We start from the raw sequence: 23,008 nt of genomic DNA, 5'->3' as shown, positions 1-23,008 counted from the left end.
CCGGCCTCTTGCCCCCGGCGGCGGACTCCTGATCGTCCTCGCCGGCCTCAGCCGCCGTCGACTCGGCGGCCGGCGTCGCAGGTGGCTCGACAGCCGGCGCCGCGGTTGGTTCCGGGTCGGATGTCGGGGACGCCTCGCTTTCCCAAGCGGCGGCGTCGGCGGGCGGCTCCCAGTCAGACGCGGCCTCCGCCACCGGCTCCCACGCGGGCACGGCCTCGGCCTCCGGAACCGGCTCCCAGGCCGCGGCGGGCAGGTCGGCCGGCACTGAGTCCCAGACCGACGTCGTCTCGGCCGGCGCGGCCGGCCTTGACGGGGGCTCCGGGATCGCCGGTGGGTGGAAGCGGTCGCCGTCGGGGGCGGGGCGGCGGCGCTGGGTGAAAGCCAACGCTGACCGGCCCCGGGCTGAGGCGGCCGCGCGGATCGGGGCCAGGCCCGCGACGACGGTGCTGACGATTTCGGCCGCGTAGGTGCCGTCGGGGTCGTAGTCCGGGTCGAAGACCGTGAGTTCGATGCCCAGGCAGTGTGGGGTGTCGACCAGGCCGGCGATCAACAGTTCCAATTCCGGGAAGGCGATCCCGCCCGGGTCGGGCGCGTCGACCGCGGGCAGGACCGCGGGGTCGAGCACGTCTACGTCTACGTGCACCCAGTAGCCGGCGCAGTCGGCGAGTTGGTCGCGGGCCCACTGCGCGGTGCGTGCCGCGCCCTCGGCGCGTAGGGCGGGCACCGCGCGCGTCACGATGCCGGCGGCCTGTAGGTCCAGCCGGTATTCGTCCTGGGCGCGGATGCCGAGCACTACCACGTCGATGTCGCGGAAGTAGGGTCTTCGGCCCTCGATCGCCGCCAGGTCGGCTTGGCCGCGACCCGTTGCCAGCGCCAGGTCCTCGCCGGCCGCGGCGCCCACATAGGACGCGTTGCCGGGGTGGCGGAAGTCGGAGTGGCCGTCGACGAAGACCAGGCCGATGCGGCCGCCGACCGCCTCACCCAGGCGGTGCATCGCCAGCGCGGAGCCGAGCAGGATCGAGCAGTCACCGCCGAGGACGACCGGGAACTCGTCTGCGTCGATGATCGCGCCGATGCGGCCGGCCAGGGCCACCGAGTAGGCCGCGATCGCGTCGGCGTGGCAGACGCCGTCGCCCGGGCGCCAGTCGCCCGGGTCGTAGCGGGGTGGGGTGAGGCAGCCTGCGTCGCGGGCCGCGAGCCGGCCCAGCAGGCCCTGGTCGCGGAGGGCGCCGGGCGCCTTGGCGCAGCCGGGAGTTGACGTCGGCGTGGGCGGTCGTAGGCCCAGGTTCGACGGCGCGTCCAGGAGTGCGATCCGGCGCACGGCGCTCACCGTCTCAGAACAGCGCGCTGGCCAGGGCCCGGCGGGCCGCGGAGACCGCCGGGTCGTCGGGACCGGCGATCGTGAACAGCGACACCAGGTGCTTGCGGACCCGCTCCTTGTCGTCGCCGGCGCTGCGTCTCACCAGGTCGATCAGGCGCTTGTAGGCCCGCTCGGCCTCGCCGCCGAGGATCTCGATGTCGGCCGCCAGCTCCTGGAGGTCGAGGTCATCAGGGGCCGCGGCCGCGTCCGACATGACCTTGGCCGCGTCGACGCCCTGCACCCGGCGGTAGAGACCGACCTGGGCCAGGCCGGCTTCGGCGGCCGCGTCGGCCGGTGCCTCGAAGAGGATCTTCTTGTAGGCGGCCTCGGCCGCGTCGAGGTCGCCGACCATCAGGGCGTCGTCGGCGCTCTCGAGGCGGGGGTCAGCCGGTGCCTCGACCTCGACGCCGCCGGCCTTGAGCACCGCGCCGATCCACTGGCGGAGCTGCGACTCGGGCACGACGCCGGAGAAGGCGTCGACCGGCTGGCCGCCGACCACCGCGAAGACCATCGGGATGCCCTGGACCCGGAACATCTGGGCGAGGCGCTGGTTGGCGTCAACGTCGATCTTGGCGAGCACCCACGCGCCGCCGCCTTCGATCGCCAGCTTCTCCAGCATCGGGGAGAGTTGCTTGCACGGCTCGCACCACTCGGCCCAGAAGTCGATGACCACGGGCGTGGTCAGCGAGCGTTCGAGGACCTCGGCCTGGAACGTCGCCTCGGTCACGTCGATCACGGCGACGCTGCCGCCGGGCGCGAAGCCACCCGGTGCCGGTTGCTCGGTGGGCGCTGATTGACCGCCCGCGCCGCCGCCAGCGGCGGCCGGGGACGGAGATGGTGAAGGGCGCAGCGCGCCGAGATCGACCGCGCCGCGAGTGAAGATCGACGGAGACGTCCGTGGTTCGCTCATGGTTCCCTAGTCTCGCACGCGGAGCGCTCGACGCAGACCGGCCGCCACGGTGGTGAACAGCAGGGCGACCGCGACCGCCGGAAGGACGATGGCGAGGGGCCGTGGCCAGGCCGGCGGGGCCAGGGCGAAGTCGTCATCAACGAAATATGGGACATACTTGCCGACCACCGCCCAGGCGATGACGGCCGCGACCAAACCGGCGAGCACGGCCGCGATGGCGACAGGCAGATAAGCCCAGAGAACCCAGCTTCCACCGGTACGCGCCGCGAGCCCCTGCCGCCGCAAAGCGATCAGGTCGTCGAGGTTGCGCCGGCGGTCGACGGCGGCCATCAGCCACATGCCGCACGCGGCGAGCAGCACCGCGACCCCGCCGGCCAGCAGGTGGAACCACACCGCGAGGGCCGGGCCGCGCTGGTCGAGCCGGTCGGCGGCGGCCGTGACCGAGTCGCGGCCGGTCACGATCAGGCCCTGATCGGTCAGCCGCTGCTCGATGTCGGCCGGGGCCGCCGGGCCGAGCCAGACCTCGGCCGTGGTGAGGTCGGTGCTGCCGGTGGCGATGCGTTCGGCGTACCCGATGTCCATCAGCAGTCCGGTGCCGATCCGGGGCAGTGCGCGGCCCTCGCCGACCGGCCGGATCGCGACCACGTTGCCGTCGACGCCCTCGGCCTCGCCCGACTTGGGCGGCGGCCCGCCACTGAGCACCGGCACTTCGGTGGGTGTGCCCGTCGGCACGATCACGGTCGGCCGCGGCTGCACGACCGCACCCGGCACGACGACGTGCACGCCGCCGTCCTGTGCGGTCAGCGTCGCGTCGTTGTTGGCGCGCCACTTGTCGGTGCCGAACGCCGGCACCACGTCGGTGAACGGCGCCGACTGGTCGGGCCGTTCGGCCAACGAAATGATCGAGATGTCCGCCGCCGTGCCGCCGGCCGCGGCGTAGACCGCCTCGATCCCGGCAAGCCGGCAGCCAACGACGCAGATCTGGCTGGCCATGGTCCAGGTATGCCGGCCGGTTGCGATTTTGGCGGTGCCGGCCCGCACCGGTGAACCACCCGCCAGCGGGCGAAGCAGCGCGGTCAGCCGCAGCTCGGTGCCGGTCGGCGTCCGCGACTCGTAGTTGACGGTCAGCGCCAGTTCGGTGCCCTTGACCACGACCGGCTCGTCGGCTGGCGGGCGCAGCGCGGCGGCGATCTCCGCCGCCGAGCGGTCGCCGTATTCGGGACGCCAGAGTGCCACGGCGGGCAATGCCGCGGTGTCGGCGAACACCACCGGCGGGCCCTCCGCGGAGGATCGCGTGCCGGCCGCCATGGCGAAGCGGCCGTCCGGGTCGACGGCCCGCACGGCCGACCGCAGCGCGCCGGCGTCGACCGTGCCGACGGTCAGCGTGCGGAGGGCGCCGGTCTCCACCGCGGCCCGATCGGCCCGGGCCCGACCGGCCACGTCGACGGCGGTGGTCGCGAAACCGAGCACCGCGACCGCGACGGCCAGCAGCACGAACAGCCGTTGGCTGCCGGGCCGGCGGGCGACCTGGAGCGCACCGAGCGCCAACCCGAGCCGGCCGCTGCGGATGGCCCGGCGGCCGAGCCGGGCGGCCAGCGGGACCAGCAGGCGACCGGCCAGCACCGCGATCGCCAGCCCGATCAGCGCCGGCACCAGCAGACCCAGGCCGAGCAGTTGGCCGTCGAATGCGCGCAGCTGCACGGCGGCCACGACGGCGAGCACGACCGCGCCCGCGTCGATCGCGACGGTGCGCCAGGCGGCGCCGCGCGGCGGCACCCGGCGGAGCAGGTCGACCACCGGGCTGGCCAGGTCGCTGCGCAGCGCGAGCAGGCCGACGGCCACCGCGCCGGCGACCGCGACCAAGGCGGCCAGCAGCACCCCCGGCGCCGGAGCGAGTTCGAAGATCGGGACCGGGCCGAAGCGCGCGTTGGCGGCCGCCCGGGTGGCCAGCGTCCCGACCAGGTAGCCGATCGGGGCGCCGACCGCGATCGCGATCACGCTCTCCCCGGCGGCCAGCCAGAACCGGCCGATCCGGGGCGCGCCGCGCAATGCGATCAGCGCCTGCTCGTGCCGGCGCGCGGCGGTCGCGCCGGCCACCGCGACAAAGATGACCAGCCAGCACAGGCCGATCAGCGGCAGGCCGGCCAGCGGCACCAGTTCGCGGGTCAGCGCGTCGGAGCGACGTACCCGGTCGAAGAGTTTGGGCAGTTCGTCGTTGAGGGTCGCGAAACCGGTCGACTCCTCGTCGTCGCCGAGCTTGTCGCGCAGGTTGTCGAGCGCGACACCGAGCGCGGGCAACTGGTCGGCGTCGAGCGCACCGGGACCGGGGATCGCCTCAACGGACCGGTTGTCGGACTCGTGCTCCAGCCCGTCGACGGTCGGCCGGCCGGTGAAGACCGGCTCCTGGTTGGCGTCGGGCGCGGTCGGCGAGAAATAGCCGCTGCGCCCCCAGTAGGGCTCGGCCGGGTCGCGCGGCCGGTAGACGCCGACGATCGTGATCGGCGCCGGCCGCCCGGAGGACACCCATCTGCGGGTGGCGTCGTCGTAGGTGGCCCAGCTCAGGGTCACCGACTGGCCGGGTGCCACGCCGAGGCGGTGCGCGGTCGACTCGCCGACGATTACCTCGCCGGCGGCCATCAGGCAGCGGCCCGCGACGATCTCCAGGTGCTCGCAGGCGCTGTCGCGGAATGTCATCCAGGAGATCTCGCCGCTCGCGGGCTCCAGGCCGAGCACCGGCAGGACGGCGGTCAGCACGGTGTTGAACCGGGGCAGGTCGGCCAGGTCGTTGGCGAGCGCGTCGAACCGGTCGCGCTGGGTGCTGTCGATCGCGCCGGTGAGGGCGACGGTGCGGGCGGCCGGGGGCGTGTTGGCCACCTCGGCGACGGTCGCCGCCCGGTCGACGGCGGCGGTGTAGGCCGGGCCGGCCACCGCGGCGGCCGTCGCGAGCGCGCTGAGCAGCACGACCAGCGCCGCCTGAAAGCGCCGGGCGGTGAGCATCAGAGCGACCAGGGCGATCACGCGGACTCCTCTGACCCGGCGTTGACGACGGCCCGCACGAGCAGCACCGCGGCGGCCGCACCGGCGGCGCCCACGACCACCACCGCGGCCAGGGTGGCCAGGCCGAGCGGCCCGTACTGCGGGCCGACTGCGACCGGCAGCACATCCCAGCCGTCGACGAACAGCGGGATCGGCCGGCGGGTCACCGCCTGGGCGAGCGCGCTCGCGCCGGCACCGAGCAGCACCGCCGCGGCCGCGAGCCCGCCGTAGCCACCCCAGGCGACCCGGCGGACCACCTTGGGTGGCAGGCCCTGCGCGCGCAGCGCGGCCAACTCGCCGGCCCGCTCCGGTCGCTCCACCGCGGCCACGACGATGAAGGCGCCGGCGGCGAGCAGCAGCCCGGCGATCGCGGCGACGACTTGGAAGCGCAGTGCGGCCGGCGGCGCTTCGCGGTCGAACCGGTCGGTCAGCCCGGCGGCGGTCTCATCGGAGATGACGGTCAGCCCGCCGGCCCGGAGCCGGTCGAGGATGTCGGGCGCGGCATCGGACGTGAGCCAGACCTGCGGATTGTCGCCAACACCCGGATTCTCGGCGATCCGATCGGCGTATTCGAGGTCCATCAGGTAGCCGAACCGGGTGGCGACCGGCAGTGTGCGGGCGCTGGCGACGGCGCGGAACGGCACCGGGTCACCGCCGAAGACCGGCAATCGCGCGTCACCGGCCGGCGGCAGCGAGGCGCTACTGGTGGTGACCACGGGCAGCGGTGCCGGCCCGTCGACCACCCAGACCCGGGTCGCCCGGTCGGACTCGCGCGCCGCGCGGACCGCGGTGATGGTGAGCGAGCCGCCGGCGGCGGTCAGGTTGGGGCCGACGGTGGTCTCGCCGACTCCGGCACGCCAGCGGCCGACATCGCCGAGCACCGCGGCCGGCACGACCGGGCCGGCGGCGCCGGCGAGCCCGAAGACGGTGACCGTCGCGCCCGGCTCGGGAACGGCCGAGCGGCCGGCGAAGTTGCGGGCCGCCGGCTCGAAACCGACCAGCCGGCAGCTGCCAGCGCAGCCCCGCACGGTGGCGCGGTAGCTCGCGCGCGGACCGGTGATCGGGCCGAACTGGACGGTGACCTGGTCGCCGGCGGCGGTGGCCAGATGGAGCAGGAAGAACAGCGGGTCGGTCGGCGGCGCGGCGGCGCCACCCGCGGACCCGCCGGTGTCGTCACCGGCGCTGAGGGGGGCCAGCGGCGCCGGCACCATCCGGGCCTCGGCCTCGAGGGTCAGTTCGCCGTCGCTGACCGACAGCGGCGCCGGGGCGGCGGGGTGGAGCAGGGCCGCGATCGTGGACAGCGGCGGGCCGCCGTACACCGGTTGCCAGTCGGCGACCGCCGCGAAGCGCGCCGAGTCGACGGCGAGCAGCACCGTCGCGGGCCCGTTGCTGGTGCGGACGACCGCCATCGCCTGCCGGCCACCCGGGTCGGCGGCGCGCACGGCCGCGACGAGTTGGGCCCGGCTGCGGGCCTGCACGGTGACCACCCGGTCGGCGCCGAGTTCGTGCCGGGCGCGTTCGACCCGGCTGTCGGTCGCCGCGCTCCAGCCGCCGACCGCCGTGCCGAGCAGCGCGACGGCGATCACCAGCAGCGCGAACACCCGGTGGGTGCCGGGCCGGCGGGCGAGTTGGATAGCGCCGAGGGCGGCCGGCACCCGACCGGAGCGCAGCGCGCTCCGGCCGACGCGGCCGGCCAGCGGGGTGAGCAGGCGGGCGGCGGCGAGCGCGACGAGGACCGCGACCAGGGCCGGCGCCAGCAGCGCGAGGCCAGTGGTGTCGTCGTCGTCGACCGCGGTCGCATAGCTCTGGTAGAGACCGGCCGCGGCGATCAGCACGACGACCAAGTCGACCACCTCGGCCCGCCAGCCACGGCGCCGGGACGGCACGTGCCGGAGCAGGTCGGTGACCGGGGTCCGCATGCCGCCGGCGTCGGCGGCCACGGCCGCGAGCACCGCGCCGAACAGGGCGGCCAGCGCGGCGATGCCGGACATGATCGCGGCCGAGCCGCTGTTTCTCACGTCGCCGGCGACCAGTCGGGCGACGCCGAGGCCGAGGCCGGTGCCGGCCACCGCGCCCACCACCATGGGGACGGCGCTCTGCGCGATCGCGAGATACCAGAGCCGCCAGCGGGCGGCGCCGCGCAGCTTGAGCAGGCCGATGTCGGGGCGGCGCTGCTCGGCGGTGTGCCGGACCGCGAAGAAGAGGCCGAACCAACACAGGACCAGCAGTTGTACGGCGGCCACGCCGACCCCGAGCGCGACCAGGTCACGTTCGTGGTCGATCCGGCCGGCCAGCGTGACCGCGTCGGTCGTGGCCCGCCAGACGCCGTTGTCCCGCGCGACCGGCGCCAGGTCGGCCCGCAACCCCTCGATGTCGTCGAGGAACAGCTGCTCCGGCAGGCGCAGGTGGTAGTCGGCCGTGATCTCCTTGATCGGCAGTTGGGCGATCGTGTCGGAGGCGACGAAGGCCGGGTCGCCGGGGCCGTCGGCGCCCGGGTCGAGCGCCGACGAGCCACCGAAGTCGGTCAGCGCCCAGTATTTTCCGAGCGGGTCCTTCAGCTGGTAGGTGCCGACGACCTGGTAGGGCACCGGCTCCAGCGAGGAGAGCGTGAAGTCGACCTCGTCGCCGGGGCCGACCTGAAGCGCCTGCGCGGTGCGGCGGCTGAGCAACAGCTCGCGGGCCGCGCGCGGGCAGGCGCCCTCGACCTCGAGGTGGTCGCACATCTCGTCGCGGTAGACCAGCCGCAGGTTGACCCGGGCCAGGTCGGAGGTGATGGCGCCGGACTCGCGCATGGACACCGTCGTCTCGGCGCCCGGGACCTTGACCACGCCGCCGGCCTGCTGCCTGACGTCGTCGACCACCTCGGCGCCGCTGTGCACGGTGCCACCGGGCGCGGTCGCACCCTCGACCCGGCCGGCGACCCGCACCACGAGCTCGCTGGACTGGGCGCCCCCGACGTCGGCCACCGCGACCGAGCGTTCGGCGGCGCGGACATACCAGGGCGCTGCGGCCGCGACGGCGACAGCCAGCCCGGTGAGCACCAGCACGGTGGCGGCCTGTGCGCGGCGGGACCGCAGCGCGCCGCGAATGACACCCGACATGCGGGCGCTACGCCGCGTCGCCGGTGTGGGACTCCGGGATCTGGGCAGCGCCGCCAGGAACGAGCGTGACGGAGCCGTCAGCCTGATCGACAGTGAACAGGGTGCCGGGCGGGAAGTGGCCGAGGATGTCGGGCGGGAGCTGCACGGTGCCGTCGCCGGCGACCACGGCGAAGTCCTGGCCGCCGCGGCCCTCGGCGCCGACCCGCCCGTCGCGGATGGTGACCGCGCGGCCGAGGCGGGCGCCGACCTCGGCGTCGTGGGTGACCACGACGACGGTGGTGCCGCGCTCGGCGTTGACGGTCTCGAGCGCGTCGAGCACCTCGTCGCGGCCGTGCGAGTCGAGCTGGCTGGTGGGCTCGTCGACCAGCAGCAGCCCGGGCGACGCGGCGATGCCGACGGCGAGGGCGGCGCGCTGGCGGGCACCGGGCGGCAGGTCGGTCAGCTTGGCGGCGCCCCGGCCGGTCAGGCCGACCAGGTCGAGGATCCGCTCCGGGTCTTCGAGCTCGATGCCCTCGGTGCGGGCGGCCCGGCGCTGGGCGAGCCAGACGTTGCGCTCGAGGGAGGCGTATGGCAGCAGGTTGCGGGCCGCGCCCTGGAGCACCACGCCGATCTGGGTGCCGCGCAGCCGGGAGATCTCGGCGTCACTGAGCTTGCCCAGGTCGAAGGTGCCGACGTTGACCCGGCCGGCCGACGGCCGCATCAGCCCCGCGAGGAGCGCGACCAGCGTGGACTTGCCGGAACCCGACGGGCCGACCAGCGCCAGCATTTCGCCCGGGCCGATCGACAGGTCGACGCCGGAGAGCGCGACGACGTCGCCCGCCTCGGCACGGTAGATGTGCACCACCCGGCGGCATGCGACTGCTAGACCTGACACGGGTACTGCCTACCACCTCGTCGATGATCGCGCAGCCCCGTGATCACTGGTTAGAACCGGGCGGGCTCCCGGTAGACGCCCCACTCGGCCCGCAGCACGTCGCAGATCTCGCCCAGGGTCGCCTCGACGCGCACCGCGTCCAGCATGGACGGGATCATGTTGTCGCTGGTGCGGGCCACGTCGACCATCCGCTTGAGGGCCGCGTCGACCACCGCCTGGTCGCGACCGGCCTTGCGCCGGGCCAGCGTCGCCTTCTGGTCGATCTCGACCTCGTGCGAGACGCGCAGGATGTCGAGCTCCTTGGCGACCGTGCTGGTGGCCGTGTTGACCCCCACGATCTTCTTCTCGCCCTTTTCCAGCGCCCGCTGGTAGGTGAACGCCGAGTCGGCGATCGCCGAGGTGAACCAGCCGTCTTCGATGCCGCGCAGGATGCCCGAGGTGATGGTGCCGTCGGAGCCCAGCTCGCGGATCCGCTCGAAGATCTTCTCGGCCTCGGCCTCCATCGCGTCGGTGAGCGCCTCGACATACCAGGAGCCGCCCAGCGGGTCGGCCACGTTGGTCACGCCGGTCTCCTCCATCAGCACCATCTGGGTGCGCAGGGCGATCTCGGCCGACTCGTCGGTGGGCAGCGCCAGGGTCTCGTCGAGCGCGTTGGTGTGCAGCGAGTTGGTGCCGCCGAGAACGGCGGCCAGAGCCTCGACAGCCGTGCGTACGACGTTGTTGACCGGCTGCTGCGCGGTCAGCGAGACACCGGCGGTCTGGGTGTGGAAGCGCAGCCAGAGCGCTCGCTCGTCGGTCGCGCCGTAGACGTCGCGCAGCCAGCGGGCCCAGATCCGCCGGGCGGCCCGGAACTTGGCGATCTCTTCGAAGAAGTCGACGTGCGAGTCGAAGAAGAACGAGAGCCCCGGCGCGAAGGTGTTGACGTCGAGGCCGCGGGACAGGCCCAGCTCGACGTAGCCGAAGCCGTCGGCGAGCGTGTAGGCCAGCTCCTGCGCGGCGGTCGAGCCGGCCTCGCGGATGTGGTAGCCGGAGACCGACAGCGGCTTGTAGCGCGGGATCTCGCGGGCGCAGTATTCCATCAGGTCGCCGATCAGCCGCAGGTGCGGCTCGGGCTCGAAGAGCCACTCCTTCTGGGCGATGTATTCCTTGAAGATGTCGGTCTGCAGCGTGCCGTCCAGTTTGGACAGGTCGGCACCCTGGCGCTCGGCGGCGACCAGATACATGCAGAAGACCGGCACCGCCGGGCCGGAGATGGTCATCGACGTGGTGACCGACGCCAGGTCGATGCCCTCGAACAGCACGTCCATGTCGTCGGCCGAGTCGATGGCCACGCCGCAGTGCCCGACCTCGCCCAGCGCCTGGGTGTCGTCGGAGTCGCGGCCCATCAGGGTCGGCATGTCGAACGCGACCGACAGCCCGCCGCCGCCGGAACCCAGGATCATCTTGTAGCGCTCGTTGGTCTGCCGGGCGTTGCCGAAGCCGGCGAACTGCCGGATGGTCCAGGTGCGGCCGCGGTAGCCGGTCGGGTAGAGACCCCGGGTGTAGGGGAACTCGCCGGGCCAGCCGATCTTGTCGAAGCCGGGCACCTCGACACCGGGCGGCGGGCCGTAGACCGGCTCGACCGGCATCCCGGACAGCGTGGTGAAGTCGGCGTCACGCTTGCGGGCGGCGTCGTAGCGGGCCTGCCAGCGCGCCCGGCCGGCGGCGATCTCCTCGGCGTCCATTCGGCCAGTCTAGAGGTTCACCTGAACGATCGCTAAGCCTCCGCCACGTGCACGTCGTCGACCTTGATGTTCACCTCGGTCACCTGGAGGCTGAGCATCTTCTCGACCGCGGCGATCACCTCGGCCCGCACGGCTTCGGTCACCGTGCGTACGACCTGCCCGTACTCGATAACGAGGGTGATCTCGACCGTGGCCTGCTCGCCCTCCAGCCGGACCGAGACGCCGCGGTCGGAGTCGTCGTCGAGGCCGACCCGCTCCTTCAGGCCCGCGAACACCCGGGCGACATCGCCACCGAGGTCGTGCACCCCCGGAACGCCACGCGCCGCGATCCCGGCGATCTTCTCGACCACCTCGTCGGCGATCGTCGTCGCGCCGCGCTCGGCGGTCAACGAGCCCTCGTTGCGGAGCCGCTCTACGACCGCCGAGGCGACCCGGCCGGAGACGGCCGTGGCGCGCTCGACGGCGTCACCGATCTTGTCAGCGGCGCCGTTGCTCTCCGGACGCTGCGCGGGCACGTGGACCTGGGCCGCCACGTCGGACTCGGGGGTGACATCGCTCATGGCCGGCACCCTAACCCCGCCCCGCCAGGGTTGTCAGTGACCAACAGGTGACGGCCCGCGGACCAACTCGGCCCGGCCATCGACGAGGTGCAGCTCCGCGTCGCAGGCCGCCGCGGCCTCCGGGTCGTGTGTCGCGAACACGACCGCCGCGCCCCGGAACGCCTCCTCGCGGAGCAGGTCGATGACCTTCTGCCGGTTGGTCGCGTCGAGCTCGCTGGTGATCTCGTCGGCCAGCACCACGTCGCCGTGCAGCGCCAGCCCGCGGGCGATCGCGGTGCGCTGCTGCTGGCCGCCGGAGAGCTCCTCGACGAGCTGGTCGGACTGCCCGGCCAGGCCCAGCCGCTCGAGCGCCTCGGCGCTGCGCCGGCGGGCCTCCGGCGGCGCGACGCCACCGGCGATCAGCGCGACCTGCACGTTCTCGGCGGCGGTCAGGATCGCGGCCAGGCCGTTGTCCTGCGGCACCAGCACGATCTGCTGCGCCACCGCGAAGTCGCGGTCGCGGATCGCCGCGCCGTCGACCGTCACGCTGCCCACCGACGGGCGGAGCAGGCCGGCCATGGTCCACAGCAGCGTGGTCTTGCCCGCGCCGGACGGCCCGGTCACCGCCAGCACCTGGCCCGGTGTCGCGACCGCGGACACGCCGGTCAGCACGGGCTCGCCGGCGCCGTAGGCGACGGTCACCTCATCGACGACGATGGTCCTGCTCATCGGTTCCCCCTTCAATCGCCGGCACGAGCCGGATGGTGCCGTCGTCATCGGACGCGATCTTGACAAGCGTGCCCGGCGGAAGCCGGTCGAGCAGCTCCGCCGGAAGGTGCACGCTACCGTCGCGACCCACCACGGAGTAGTCCTCACCGCGCCGCCCCTCGGCGCCGACCCGGCCGTCGCGGATGGTCACCGTGCGGCCGAGGGCCGCGCCGACCGCCATGTCGTGGGTGACCACGACGACCGTGGTGCCGGCCTCGTGCAGCCGGTGCAGCACGGCCAGCACCTCGTCGCGGGAATGCTCGTCGAGCTGGTTGGTCGGCTCGTCGAGCAGCAACAGCCCAGGTCGGGCCGCGCCCGCGACGGCGAAGGCCAGCCGCTGCCGCTCACCGGGCGACAGGTCCCCTGGCACGGCACGCCGGCGGCCGAGCAGCCCGACGTCGTCGAGGATGACCGCCGGGTCCGGCGGGCGCCGGCCGAGCCCGCGCGCCGCGCGCTGCGCGAACCGCACGTTCTGCTCGCAGGTCAGATAGGGCAGCAGGTTGCGGCTGCTGCCCTGCAACGCGACGCCGACATCGACGGCGCGCAGCCGCTGCACGTCGGCGGCGCTGGCCCGCACGAGGTCGAGCTCGCCGACCTGGAGCCGGCCGGCCGACGGGCGCAGCACGCCGGACATCAGCGAGAGCAGCGTCGACTTGCCGGCGCCGGACGGGCCGACCAGCGCGACCGCCTCCCCCGGCGCGATGTCGAGGTCGACGCCGGCCAGCGCGACCACGTCATAGCCCTCGAGCCGGTAGATCAACACCACGCCACGGCAGGTGACGCCGAAGGGCACGAAGCCAGTCTCCGCGTCCAGCGTGTCAACCCGTGCGCTCATCGCGCACCTCCTCGGATTCGGCGGAGCACCACGGCGGCGATCGCCAGTGCGAGCATCAGAAACAGCAGCGAGCCGGGCAGCCACCAGCCGCCCAGCCGGTAAGCCTGGTCGCTGCCGTCGATATTGACCAGGGCGATGGCCGGCAGCACGACGGCCGCGCCGCCCACCCCCGCGACGATCCCGGCCACCACCGGGAAGCCCAGGACCAACACGTTCTCCCGGTTGGCCGCGCGGCGCAGCACCCCGGCGGCCACGCCGGTGATCCGCAATGCCCGGATCTGTTCGCGGCGCCAGGGCGCGGTGACGCCGGCGTCGAGGACCAGCGCGCCGAGTGCGAGCAACAGCGCGACCAGGCCCGCGAAGAGGTAGAGCCGCAGGGCCAGCGCGGGTGCGGCCCGGCCGAGTTGGGTCACCCGGGTCGACCGGTTCTCGATCAGCGTCGCCGGGATGCCCTCGGCGGCCAGTCGCGCGCCGAGGTCGGCCGGTGCCGCACTGGTGGCCCAGACCTCGTAGGAGAGTTGGTCGCCGAGCAGCCCGGCCGACCGCTCGGCGCGGGACACCAGGGCGGCACCGTCGAAGAGCAGCGCGCGGTTGCCGACCCGGGGCAACAACGGGACCCGATCGACCACGCGTACGTCGTCGGGCAGCTTGCCGAACACCGGGAACGAGAACTCGGCGGCGTTCCGGTCGTCGGCGGGGCTCGGGCCGGCCAGCGCCACCGGGGCGTCCTTGACCACGTCGCCGTACTGCGCCAGCACGTCGGAACTGCTCTCGCTGGTGACGTCGAGGGTGAGCCCGGCGTCGCCGGCCGTGGTCGTGAGGGTCTGGCCGACCGGCGGGTTCCCGACCGGCCGCCAGGCGTCCGCGCTGCTGAGCGAGGCGTCGAGCGGTTGCCCGTCCAGCTCGATCCGGTCGACCGTCAGCGTCACCGCACCGGGCGTGTTGTCGGCACCGAGACGGCGCACCTGGAGGCCGAGCAGCCGGCACTCGGCGACACAGCTCAGCTCACCGGCGTACGCCGCGGGTCCGGTCTTCAGGAGACCCAGGGGGATCGCCCGGGGTGCGGCATCGGGTTCGCCGACCACGATGCCGAGGCCCATCGGCCGATCCGCCGACTGGTTCAGCTTGGTGACCGTCGCTCGCACCTCGAGCCGGCCGGTGTGCAGCGGGACCGGCGGTGCGCCCTGGTCGCCCAGGTCGATGGCCAGGGCGGCGACCTGCGCCGGTGTCTTGTCAGGGAAGCGCGAGACCGCGGCCATCCGGTCAAGTTGCACGCCGACCAGTTCGACGTAGTCGCCGGCGTAGCTCTGTCGGCTGCGCACCACGGCCATGAGTTGCTTGCCGGTCGGGTCGATCCGTTCGACAGCGGCCGGCACCGCCCGGGGCTCCTCCGCGCTGACCACGTAGACCCGGTCGGCGCCCAGGTCGGCGTCGGCGGTCCGGGTCCGGTTGGCCGACGAGACATCCCAGATCGTCGCCGCGAACGTGAGCAGCGCCAGCGCGACGGTCAGCACCGCAACGAGCCGGGCGCTCTCCGGCCGGCGACCGACCTGGGCCGCGGCGAGCATCGCGGGCAGCCGGCCGCGCCGGGTGGCGGTGACCAGTCGCCGCCGAGCCACGAGACCGAGCAGCCGGGCGGTGAGGAGGCCGGCCAGGAGCGCGACGAGGGCCGGCGCCGCGTAGCCCAGCGTCGCTTTCTGACCGCGGCCGCCGAAGAGGAGTTGGTAGAGGGCGGCGACCGCGAGGGCGGCGACGATCGCCTCTATCACCGCGGTGCGCCGGCCCGAGCGGTGTGGCACCCGGCGCAACAGGGTCACGATCGTGGCGCGGACGGTCTGGCGGGCGCCGAGCACCGCGGCCACTGCCGCGCCGAGCAGGGCACCGAGCCCGACGGCGTAGGCGGGCCAGCCGACCCGGACGTCGACGCCGGGAGCGAGGAACGTGTCAGCGGCCAGCTTGGTGAGCCCGATGCCGAGCAGCACGCCGAACGGCGCGGCCACGGTGATCAACAACAGCGGCTCGCCGATCGCGAACCGGGTGATGCCACCGACGCTGAGCCCGCGCAGCTTGCCGACCGCGATCTCGGCCCGCCGGTCGTCGGTGACCGCGGCGATCACCAGGAACAGCACGAACCAGCAGAGGACGACCAGCGGCAGGGCCACGGTCGGCACCGCGGCGTTGACCGCCGCCCGCTGGTCGGCCGCGACGCGCAAGCTGGGCAGCAGGCCCACCAGCAGTGCGACCTGGTCGATCGCGTGGGTCTCGCTGAGCGTCTGCGACTCGCGGGTCAACTCGGGCACCGCGGCCAGCCGCACCTTCCCCGCGACCAGCGGATAGTCCACAGTGGCCACCGGCAGGCCGCGCGGGACGGTCACCACCCGGTCCTCGCTGCCGGTGAACAGCTCGTCGATGATCCGGGTGCCGTCTTCGAGCACGTTGTTCAGCGAGCCGGGAAAGAACCCGGTCGTCTCCCAGTAGGGGTCGGTCGGGTCGCCGATCCGGTAGACGCCGACCACGGTGAAAGTCGGATCGACGGGCGTCGGCTGGCCCGCGACGGCGCGGGTCAACCCCCCGTTGGCCCGCAGCGCCAGCACCTCGTCGATCCGCACGCCGAGCGAACCGGCGGCGCGGTCGCTGACCATCACCTCGCCGGCACCCGGGCAACGCCCCGACGTGATCGTGACGTGCTCGCAGGCGCCGGGCCGGAAGACCAGCTTGCCCCGGTTCTTCGCCTTGCCGACCAGGTTGATGACGTCAGCGGTGGAGTATTGCGGTGCGCCGAGCACCGCGGCGACCGCAGGCGTCGTGGTCAGTTGCGCGTCGACGGCCTTCCGCACGTCTTCGGCCAGCAGCCCGCTCCGCGTCCCGCTGCGGGCGTGCAGCCCGGCCACGATCGGCGGCGCGGCGGCGACCGTGTCGGTCAACACCGACTGCGCGGCGGCCGTCGAATACAGCGGCACCAGCACCGCGGCGGCGATCGCGATCGTCGACAGCAGCACGACGAGAAGCGACCGGCCCAACCGCGAACGGATGCCCCGCAGGGTCACCATGCGGTCACCGCGCACCTCCCCGGATGCGGCGGAGCACCAGGCCGGCGATCGTCAGCGCGACCACCAGGAACAGCAGCGAGCCGGGCAGCCACCAGCCGCCGAGCCGGTAGGCCTGGTTGGTGCCGTCGATGTTGACCAGCGCGATGGCCGGCAGCACCAGCGCCGCGCCGCCCACCCCCGCGATGATCCCGGCCACCACCGGGAAGCCGAGCACCATCAGGTTCTCCCGATTGGCCATGCCACGCAGCACCCGGGCCGGCACGCCGGTGATCCGCAACCCTCGGGTCTGCTCGCGGCGCCAGGGCGCGGTGACGCCCGCGTCGAGGACCAGCGCGCCCAAGGCGAGCAGCAGCCCGACCAGGCCCGCGAACAAATAGAGCCGCAGGGCCAGCGCCGGCGCGGCCCGGCCGAGCTCGGCCAGCCGGGTCGACCGGTTCTCGGTGAGCGTCACCGGCGTGCCCTCGGCGGCCAGTCGCGCGCCGAGGTCGGCCGGCGCGTCGGCGGTCGCCCAGACCTCGTAGGAGAGCTCGTCGAGGAGCAGGCCCGCCGACCGCTCGGCCCGGGACACCAGGGCGGCGCCGTCGAAGAGCAGCGCATGGTCACCGACCCGGGGCAACAGCGGGACCCGATCGACCACGCGTACGTCGTCAGGTGCCTTGCCGAGCATCGGGAACGAGAACTCGCTGGCGTCCTTGTCGTCGGCCGGGCTCGGGCCGGCCAGCGCTACCGGGGCGTCCTTGACCACGTCGGCGTACTGGGCCAGCACGTCGGAACTGCTCTCACTGGTCACGTCGAGGGTGAGCCCGGCGTCGTCGGCCGAGGTCGTGAGGGTCTGCCCGACCGGCGGCGAGGCGACCGGCCGCCACGCGTCGGCCTTCGTGAGCGAGGCGTCGAGCGGTTGGCCGTCGATCTCGATCCCGTCGACCCGCACCGTTGCCGCACCGGGGGTGTTGTCGCCGCCGAACCGGCGCACCTGAAGGCCCAGCAGCCGGCAGTCGGCGACACAGGTCAGGTCACCGGCGTACGACGCGGGACCGGTCTTGAGCCGGCCGAGATCGATCGCCCGGGGCGCCGCACCGGGTTCGCCGACCACGATGCCGAGGCCCATCGGCCGGTCCGCCGACTGGTTCAGCTTGGTGACGGTCGCCCGCACCACGACGCGGCCCGGATGCAGCGGCACCGGCGGCGCACCGCGGTCACCGAGCTCGGCGGCCAGGGCGGCGACCTGGGCCTTGTTCTTGTCGGGGAAGCGCGCGACCGCGGCCATCCGGTCGGATTGCACGCCGATCAGGTCGACGTAGTCGCCGGCGTAGCTCTGCCGGCTCCGGACCACGGCCATGAGCTGCTTGCCGCTCGGGTCGATCCGTTCGACGGCGGCCCGCGCCGCGCCCGGCTCCGACGCGGTGACCACGTAGACCCGGTCCGCGCCCAGGTCGGCGTCGGCGGTCCGGGTCCGGTTGGCCGACGAGACGTCCCAGATCGTCGCCGCGAACGTGAGCAGCGCGAGCGCCACGGTCAGCACCGCGACCAGCCGGGCGCTCTCCGGCCGGCGACCTACCTGGGCCGCGGCGAGCATCGCGGGGAGCCGGCCGCGCCGGGTGGCCCGGGCCAGCCGCTGCTTGGCCACCACGCTCAGCAGCCGCCCGGTGAGCAGGCCCGCGAGGAGGGCGACCAGAGCGGGGGCCGCGTAGCCGAGCGTCGCCCGTTGCCCGTCGCCGCCGAACAGCAACTGGTAGAGGGCGGCCACGGCGAGGGCGGCGACGATCGCCTCGGCCACGGCCGTGCGCCGGCCCGACCGGTGCGGCACCCGGCGCAACAGCGACGCGATGGTGGCCCGGACGGTCTGGCGGGCGCCGAGCACCGCGGCCACGACCGCGCCGACCAGGGCACCGAGCCCGACCGCGAAGGCCGACCAGCCGACCTGGACGTCGACGCCGGGAGCGAGGAACGCATCAGCGGCCAGCTTGGTAAGGCCGATGCCCAAGAGCACGCCGAGCGGCGCGGCCACGGCGATGAGCAGCAGCGGCTCACCGATCGCGAACCGGGTGATGCCACCCACGCTCAGGCCGCGCAGCTTGCCGACCGCGATCTCGGCCCGCCGGTCGTCGGTCACCGCGGCGATCACCAGGAACAGCACGAACCAGCACAGGACCACGAGCGGCAGCGCCACGGTCGGTACCCCGGCGGTGATCGCGGCCCGTTGCTTCTCCGCGTCGCGCAGGCTGGGCAGCAGGCCGATCATCAGCGCGACCCGGTCGACCTCGTTGCGCTCGCTGAGCGACTCGAGCTCGCGGGTGAGTTCGGGAACGTTGCGGAGGCGGACCTTCTCCGCCACCAGCGGGTAGTCGACGGTGGCGAACGGCCGGCCGTGCGGGATCGTCAACACGGCGTCTTCGCCACCGGTGAACGCCTCGTCGACGATGTGGGTGCCGTCTTCGAGGATGTTCGTCGGGGCGCCGCGGAAGAAGCCCGAGGTCTCCCAGTAGGGATCGGTCGGGTCGCCGATCCGGTAGAGGCCGACCACGGTGAAGGTGGGGTCGACCGTCGGCGGCTCGCCAAGGTAGGCCCGCGTCGCTCCCCCATCGGCGGTCACCGGCACCTTTTCGCCGACCCGCAACCCGAGCGCCTCGGCGGTCCGGTCGCTGACCATCAGCTCGCCGGGCCCCGGGCACTGCCCTTCGGTGATCGTGAGGTGGTCGCAGACACCGGGTCGGAACACCAACCGGCCCTGGTTCTTGGTCTTGACGACCAGGTTGACCAGGTCGCCGGTGGTGGACAGCGGCTCGCCGAGCACGGCGGCAACGGCGGGCGCCCCGGCGAGGGCACCGTCGATCGCTGCCCGCACATCTTTCGCGTGCAACCCCCGCTGTTGGACGTTCTGCACCTGCAACCCGGCCGCGATGGGCGGCGCGGCGCTGCGGGCGTTGAGCCCGGCCACGATCGGCGGCGCGGCGGCGACCGTGTCGGTCAGCACCGACTGGGCCGCGGCCGATGAATACAGCGGCACGAGCACGGCTGCCCCGATCGCGACCGTCGACAGCACGACGACGAGAATCGAGCGTACGAACCGTGATCGGATGCCGCGCAGCGCCACGACCAGACCGGACACTGGATCACCTCCGGGGTACGTAACGCGCGACGTTGCCCCGAAGGTTGCTCAGTTCTTGGGATCGAGTGTGGCCAGCAGCCGCTCGGCGGCGGCGTAGGGCGACAGCTCCCCCGCGGCGACCGAGGTGGCCAGCTCTTTCAATGTCGTACCGTCGCGGAAGGAGGCCATCCGGGCGCGGAGCACGCCAAGCGTGATCGCCTCGACCTCGGCGGCGGCCCGCTTCTCCCGGCGCTTGCGCAACTCGCCGTGCTCGACCAGCCAGGCGCGGTGTTTGTCGATCGCGGCGGCGATGTCGCCGATCCCCTCGGCCTTGCTGGCGACGCTGCGCACCACCTGCGGCCGCCAGTCGCCCGGCCCCCGCTCGCCGAGCCCGATCATGCCCTGGATGTCGCGGTAGGTGTTGTCGGCACCGTCGCGGTCGGCCTTGTTGACCACGAACACGTCGGCGATCTCCAGGATGCCGGCCTTGACCGCCTGGATCGCGTCGCCCATGCCGGGTGCGAGCAGCACGAGCGTGGTGTCGGCCAGCGACGCCACCTCGACCTCGGCCTGGCCGACGCCGACGGTCTCGACCAGCACGACGTCGCAGCCGGCGCCTTCCAGCACCCGCACGGCCTGCGGCGTCGCGGCGGCGAGCCCGCCCAGGTGCCCGCGCGACGACATCGACCGGATGTAGACGCCCGGGTCGGTGGCGTGGTCCTGCATCCGCACCCGGTCGCCGAGGATCGCGCCGCCGGTGAACGGGCTGGACGGGTCGACGGCCAGCACGCCCACCCGGTGCCCCTGCTTGCGCAGCTCACGGACCAGCTCGTTGGTGGTCGTCGACTTGCCCACGCCGGGCGACCCGGTCAGGCCGATGACCTGGGCCTGACCGGTGTGCGGTGCGAGCGCGGCAGCGATCTCCGGAAGAAGTTCGTCGCCGTTTTCGACCAGGGTGATCAGCCGGGCGACCGCGCGGTGATCACCCGCGCGCGCCTGCTCGACCAGCTCGGGAACGCTCCTGCTGCGCCGAAGACTCATGCCTTGGGAACGGTGATGATCAGGGCGTCGCCCTGGCCACCGCCACCGCACAGGGCCGCCGCGCCGGTGCCGCCACCGCGCCGCTTGAGCTCCAGCGCGAGGGTGAGCGCCAGTCGGGCGCCGCTCATGCCGATCGGGTGGCCGAGCGCGATCGCGCCGCCGTTGACGTTGACGATCTCGTCGGTGACGCCCAGCTCCCGCATCGAGTGGATGCCGACCTGCGCGAAGGCCTCGTTGATCTCGATGAGGTCGAGGTCGGCGACGGTCAGGCCCTGCTTGTCGAGCGCCTTCTTGATCGCGTTGGACGGCTGCGCGTGCAGCGAGTTGTCGGGGCCGGCCACCATGCCGTGCGCACCGATCTCGGCGAGCCAGGTCAGCCCGAGCTCGGCGGCCTTGGCCTGGCTCATCACGACCACCGCGGCCGCACCGTCGGAGATCGGCGAGGAACTGCCGGCGGTGATCGTGCCGTCACTCAGGAACGCCGGCCGCAGCTTGCCGAGCGACTCGGAGGTCGACTCGGGCCGGATGCCCTCGTCTTCCTCGATCACGATCGGCTCGCCCCGGCGCTGCGGGATCTCGATGGCGACGATCTCCTCGGCCAGATTGCCGTTCTTCTGCGCCGCGGCGGCCCGCTGGTGGCTGCGGGCGGAGAACTCGTCCTGCTCCTCGCGGCCGATGTTCAGCTTGAGCCCCAGCCGGTCGGTCGACTCACCCATGCTGACCTGGTCGAACGCGTCAGTGAGCCCGTCGAGCGCCATGTGGTCCTTGACGGTGACGTCGCCGTATTTGTAGCCACCACGCTGGCCGAGCATCAGGTGCGGCGCGTTGGTCATCGACTCCATGCCGCCGGCCACCACGATCTCGGCCTCACCGGCGCGGATGAGCTGGTCGGCCAGGGCGATGGCGTCGAGGCCGGAGAGGCAGACCTTGTTGATCGTCAGCGAGGGGGTCGACATCGGGATGCCGGCGGCGACCGCGGCCTGGCGGGCCGGCATCTGCCCGGCGCCGGCCTGGAGCACCTGGCCCATGATCACGTAGTCGACCTGCTCGGGTGCCACCCCGGCCCGCTCCAGCGCCGCCTTGATCGCGATGCCGCCCAGCTTCGTGGCCGGGAAGTCCTTGAGGTTGCCCAACAGCCGGCCCATCGGCGTCCGCGCGCCGCCAACGATCACGCTCGTCATGTCGTTTACCTCTCAGAACAGGGTGTCGACCGGTCACCTTAGCGATCGTTAGGCCAGAATATCGCCATGGGCCAGGACGCCGCCGCGAAGCACGCTGACGAGTCTGTCACTCCGGATGTGGGCCTGCTCCGCATCGACCATGTCGGAGTGGCGGTGGCCGACCTTGACGCGGCCATCGAGTTCTACTCCCGGGTTTTCGGGATGACGTGTGTCCACGTTGAGGAAAACCAGGACCAGGGCGTACGCGAGGCGATGATGTCGGTTGGGCCGACTCCCGCCGGCGGTTGCGTACAACTGCTAGCGCCCTTGTCACCGACTTCGGCGATCGCCAAGTTCCTCGACCGGTCGGGCCCCGGCGTGCAGCAGGTGGCCTACACGGTGCGCGACGTCGAGGCGGCCGCTGCGGCCCTGCGGTCCCGTGGCATGCGGCTCCTTTACGACGCTCCGCGGCGCGGCACCGCCGGCTCCCGGATCAACTTCGTGCACCCCAAAGACGCCGGCGGTGTGCTGGTCGAGTTGGTCGAGCCCCCGCGCTAGCCCAGCCGCGCCACGATCGGCGCCGCGGCGGCCAGGTTGCTGCCGAGGTGGAAATAGCTGATCCCGAACCGCTCACGCACCTCGATCAGCTTGTCGACACACTCGTCGACGGTGCCGTGCAAAACCGCGGGCGAGGCGGCGAGCTGCTCGGGTGACGCCTCCCGGGCCTGGCTCGACGTCGACCCGTGCGTCTCGCCCCCGACGGTGACCCGCACGTCGAGCATCGTCATCTGAAACTCCAGCGCGCCCGGATCGTCGGCGGCGGCGCGCGCCCAGCCCACCTTGGTGGCGATCCGCTCGGCGGTCATGTCGGCCATCGCGGCAGCCAGCCCACCGCCGGCGGTCAACCGCGGGTTGATCCCCACGATGTCGGCGGCCCGCCCGGCCAGCTCGAGCACCTTGCGACTCCCCCCGCCGACCAGAATCGGCGGCCGCGGCTTTGTGGCCGGCTTGGGTAGCCCGTCGAGGTCGGTGACCTGGTAGTGCGCGCCTTTGAACGTGAGGGGCACGGCGCGGAACAACCCCGTGATCACCTCGATCGACTCGCCGAGCCGCTCGATCCGCTCGCCGGGCGGGTCGAAGGTGAGCCCGGCGGCCTCGTGCTCGCTCTGCTTCCAGCCTGCACCGAGCCCGATCTCCACCCGCCCGCCGCCCGAGAACACGTCGAGGTTGGCCATCGACTTGTGCAGCAGCACGGGATGCCGGAAGTCATTGCAGAACACGAGCGCGAGCACCTTGAGCGTGGAGGTCGCCTCGGTGGCCACGGTCATCGCCACGATCGGATCCATCGCCCAGCCGTCAGTGAAGTGGTCGGAGACGGAAACGGAGCTGAACCCCATCCCCTCCAGCCGGCGAATCTGGTCGCGCCACTCCGCAGGCGTGCGGTTGAGACCAGGCATAGAAGCGGTGAAGCGAAACGCCTTCGGCATGCCGCCGACCCTAGTGGCATTTCCAGGCTTTGCTC

At 73.3% G+C, this 23,008-nt stretch carries 14 protein-coding genes and 1 pseudogene; 1 reads left to right on the top strand and 14 read right to left on the bottom strand.

Features of this window, described 5'->3' with window-relative positions; all coding sequences use genetic code 11:
* Nucleotides 1–420: 420 nt before the first annotated feature.
* The 13 genes and pseudogenes from DFJ67_RS18135 to DFJ67_RS18075 all read right to left on the bottom strand — a co-directional run.
* Nucleotides 421–1,321: pseudogene (locus DFJ67_RS18135) on the bottom strand (arginase family protein); the annotation flags it as partial.
* A gap of 13 nt (nt 1,322–1,334) precedes the next feature.
* Nucleotides 1,335–2,270: a tetratricopeptide repeat protein gene (locus DFJ67_RS18130; RefSeq protein ID WP_116069072.1), complete on the bottom strand. Its 936-nt coding sequence runs from the start codon at nt 2,268–2,270 to the stop codon at nt 1,335–1,337.
* 6 nt (nt 2,271–2,276) lie between these two features.
* On the bottom strand, nt 2,277–5,288 hold the full coding sequence (locus DFJ67_RS18125; RefSeq protein ID WP_116069071.1) for an FtsX-like permease family protein: 3,012 nt from the start codon (nt 5,286–5,288) through the stop codon (nt 2,277–2,279).
* Nucleotides 5,285–8,407, bottom strand: a complete 3,123-nt coding sequence (locus tag DFJ67_RS18120; RefSeq protein ID WP_116069070.1) for an FtsX-like permease family protein — start codon at nt 8,405–8,407, stop codon at nt 5,285–5,287. The genes DFJ67_RS18125 and DFJ67_RS18120 overlap by 4 nt, the downstream gene beginning before the upstream one ends.
* 7 nt (nt 8,408–8,414) lie before the next feature.
* Nucleotides 8,415–9,281 (bottom strand): ABC transporter ATP-binding protein, encoded by an 867-nt coding sequence (locus tag DFJ67_RS18115; RefSeq protein WP_116069069.1) that lies wholly within the window; start codon nt 9,279–9,281, stop codon nt 8,415–8,417.
* Nucleotides 9,282–9,331: 50 nt separating this feature from the next.
* Nucleotides 9,332–11,005 (bottom strand): coenzyme B12-dependent isobutyryl-CoA mutase large subunit, encoded by a 1,674-nt coding sequence (gene icmA / locus DFJ67_RS18110; RefSeq protein WP_116069068.1) that lies wholly within the window; start codon nt 11,003–11,005, stop codon nt 9,332–9,334.
* Between the two features lie 32 nt (nt 11,006–11,037).
* A complete protein-coding gene (locus tag DFJ67_RS18105) occupies nt 11,038–11,565 on the bottom strand; it encodes an Asp23/Gls24 family envelope stress response protein (RefSeq protein WP_116069067.1) in 528 nt (175 codons plus the stop codon).
* Between the two features lie 33 nt (nt 11,566–11,598).
* Nucleotides 11,599–12,273, bottom strand: coding sequence for an ATP-binding cassette domain-containing protein (locus DFJ67_RS18100; protein ID WP_116069066.1), 675 nt, complete (start codon nt 12,271–12,273; stop codon nt 11,599–11,601).
* Nucleotides 12,248–13,147: an ABC transporter ATP-binding protein gene (locus DFJ67_RS18095; RefSeq protein ID WP_116069065.1), complete on the bottom strand. Its 900-nt coding sequence runs from the start codon at nt 13,145–13,147 to the stop codon at nt 12,248–12,250. Before DFJ67_RS18095 ends, DFJ67_RS18100 begins: the two co-directional genes overlap by 26 nt.
* Complete coding sequence (locus tag DFJ67_RS18090) at nt 13,144–16,197, bottom strand: FtsX-like permease family protein (protein WP_147315537.1); 3,054 nt, start codon at nt 16,195–16,197, stop codon at nt 13,144–13,146. The genes DFJ67_RS18095 and DFJ67_RS18090 overlap by 4 nt, the downstream gene beginning before the upstream one ends.
* Before the next feature lie 4 nt (nt 16,198–16,201).
* Nucleotides 16,202–19,306, bottom strand: coding sequence for an FtsX-like permease family protein (locus DFJ67_RS18085; RefSeq protein WP_116069063.1), 3,105 nt, complete (start codon nt 19,304–19,306; stop codon nt 16,202–16,204).
* A 48-nt stretch (nt 19,307–19,354) separates the two neighbouring features.
* On the bottom strand, nt 19,355–20,326 hold the full coding sequence (gene meaB, locus DFJ67_RS18080) for a methylmalonyl Co-A mutase-associated GTPase MeaB (RefSeq protein WP_116069062.1): 972 nt from the start codon (nt 20,324–20,326) through the stop codon (nt 19,355–19,357).
* Complete coding sequence (locus tag DFJ67_RS18075; protein ID WP_116069061.1) at nt 20,323–21,507, bottom strand: acetyl-CoA C-acetyltransferase; 1,185 nt, start codon at nt 21,505–21,507, stop codon at nt 20,323–20,325. The genes meaB and DFJ67_RS18075 overlap by 4 nt, the downstream gene beginning before the upstream one ends.
* 66 nt (nt 21,508–21,573) lie before the next feature.
* Here DFJ67_RS18075 and mce point away from each other — a divergent pair, with 66 nt between their 5' ends.
* Nucleotides 21,574–22,044 carry a methylmalonyl-CoA epimerase gene (gene mce / locus DFJ67_RS18070; RefSeq protein ID WP_116069060.1) on the top strand — a complete coding sequence of 157 codons (471 nt, stop codon included), beginning with the start codon at nt 21,574–21,576 and terminating at the stop codon, nt 22,042–22,044.
* Here mce and DFJ67_RS18065 read toward each other — a convergent pair.
* Nucleotides 22,041–22,973 carry a TIGR03621 family F420-dependent LLM class oxidoreductase gene (locus DFJ67_RS18065; RefSeq protein ID WP_116069059.1) on the bottom strand — a complete coding sequence of 311 codons (933 nt, stop codon included), beginning with the start codon at nt 22,971–22,973 and terminating at the stop codon, nt 22,041–22,043. The genes mce and DFJ67_RS18065 overlap by 4 nt on opposite strands.
* Between the last annotated feature and the right edge of the window lie 35 nt (nt 22,974–23,008).

The sequence above is a fragment of the Asanoa ferruginea genome (assembly GCF_003387075.1).
GTDB classification, from domain to species: Bacteria; Actinomycetota; Actinomycetes; order Mycobacteriales; family Micromonosporaceae; genus Asanoa; species Asanoa ferruginea.
This window is presented reverse-complemented; position numbering and strand designations above follow the sequence as displayed.

What these genes read in the sequence shown, in the direction of transcription:
- DFJ67_RS18130 (WP_116069072.1), bottom strand. Translation starts at nt 2,270, where the DNA reads ATGAGCGAACCACGGACGTCTCCGTCGATCTTCACTCGCGGCGCGGTC.
- DFJ67_RS18120 (WP_116069070.1), bottom strand. Translation starts at nt 8,407, where the DNA reads ATGTCGGGTGTCATTCGCGGCGCGCTGCGGTCCCGCCGCGCACAGGCC.
- icmA (WP_116069068.1), bottom strand. Translation starts at nt 11,005, where the DNA reads ATGGACGCCGAGGAGATCGCCGCCGGCCGGGCGCGCTGGCAGGCCCGC.
- DFJ67_RS18105 (WP_116069067.1), bottom strand. Translation starts at nt 11,565, where the DNA reads ATGAGCGATGTCACCCCCGAGTCCGACGTGGCGGCCCAGGTCCACGTG.
- DFJ67_RS18100 (WP_116069066.1), bottom strand. Translation starts at nt 12,273, where the DNA reads ATGAGCAGGACCATCGTCGTCGATGAGGTGACCGTCGCCTACGGCGCC.
- DFJ67_RS18095 (WP_116069065.1), bottom strand. Translation starts at nt 13,147, where the DNA reads ATGAGCGCACGGGTTGACACGCTGGACGCGGAGACTGGCTTCGTGCCC.
- DFJ67_RS18090 (WP_147315537.1), bottom strand. Translation starts at nt 16,197, where the DNA reads ATGGTGACCCTGCGGGGCATCCGTTCGCGGTTGGGCCGGTCGCTTCTC.
- meaB (WP_116069062.1), bottom strand. Translation starts at nt 20,326, where the DNA reads ATGAGTCTTCGGCGCAGCAGGAGCGTTCCCGAGCTGGTCGAGCAGGCG.
- DFJ67_RS18075 (WP_116069061.1), bottom strand. Translation starts at nt 21,507, where the DNA reads ATGACGAGCGTGATCGTTGGCGGCGCGCGGACGCCGATGGGCCGGCTG.
- mce (WP_116069060.1), top strand. Translation starts at nt 21,574, where the DNA reads ATGGGCCAGGACGCCGCCGCGAAGCACGCTGACGAGTCTGTCACTCCG.
- DFJ67_RS18065 (WP_116069059.1), bottom strand. Translation starts at nt 22,973, where the DNA reads ATGCCGAAGGCGTTTCGCTTCACCGCTTCTATGCCTGGTCTCAACCGC.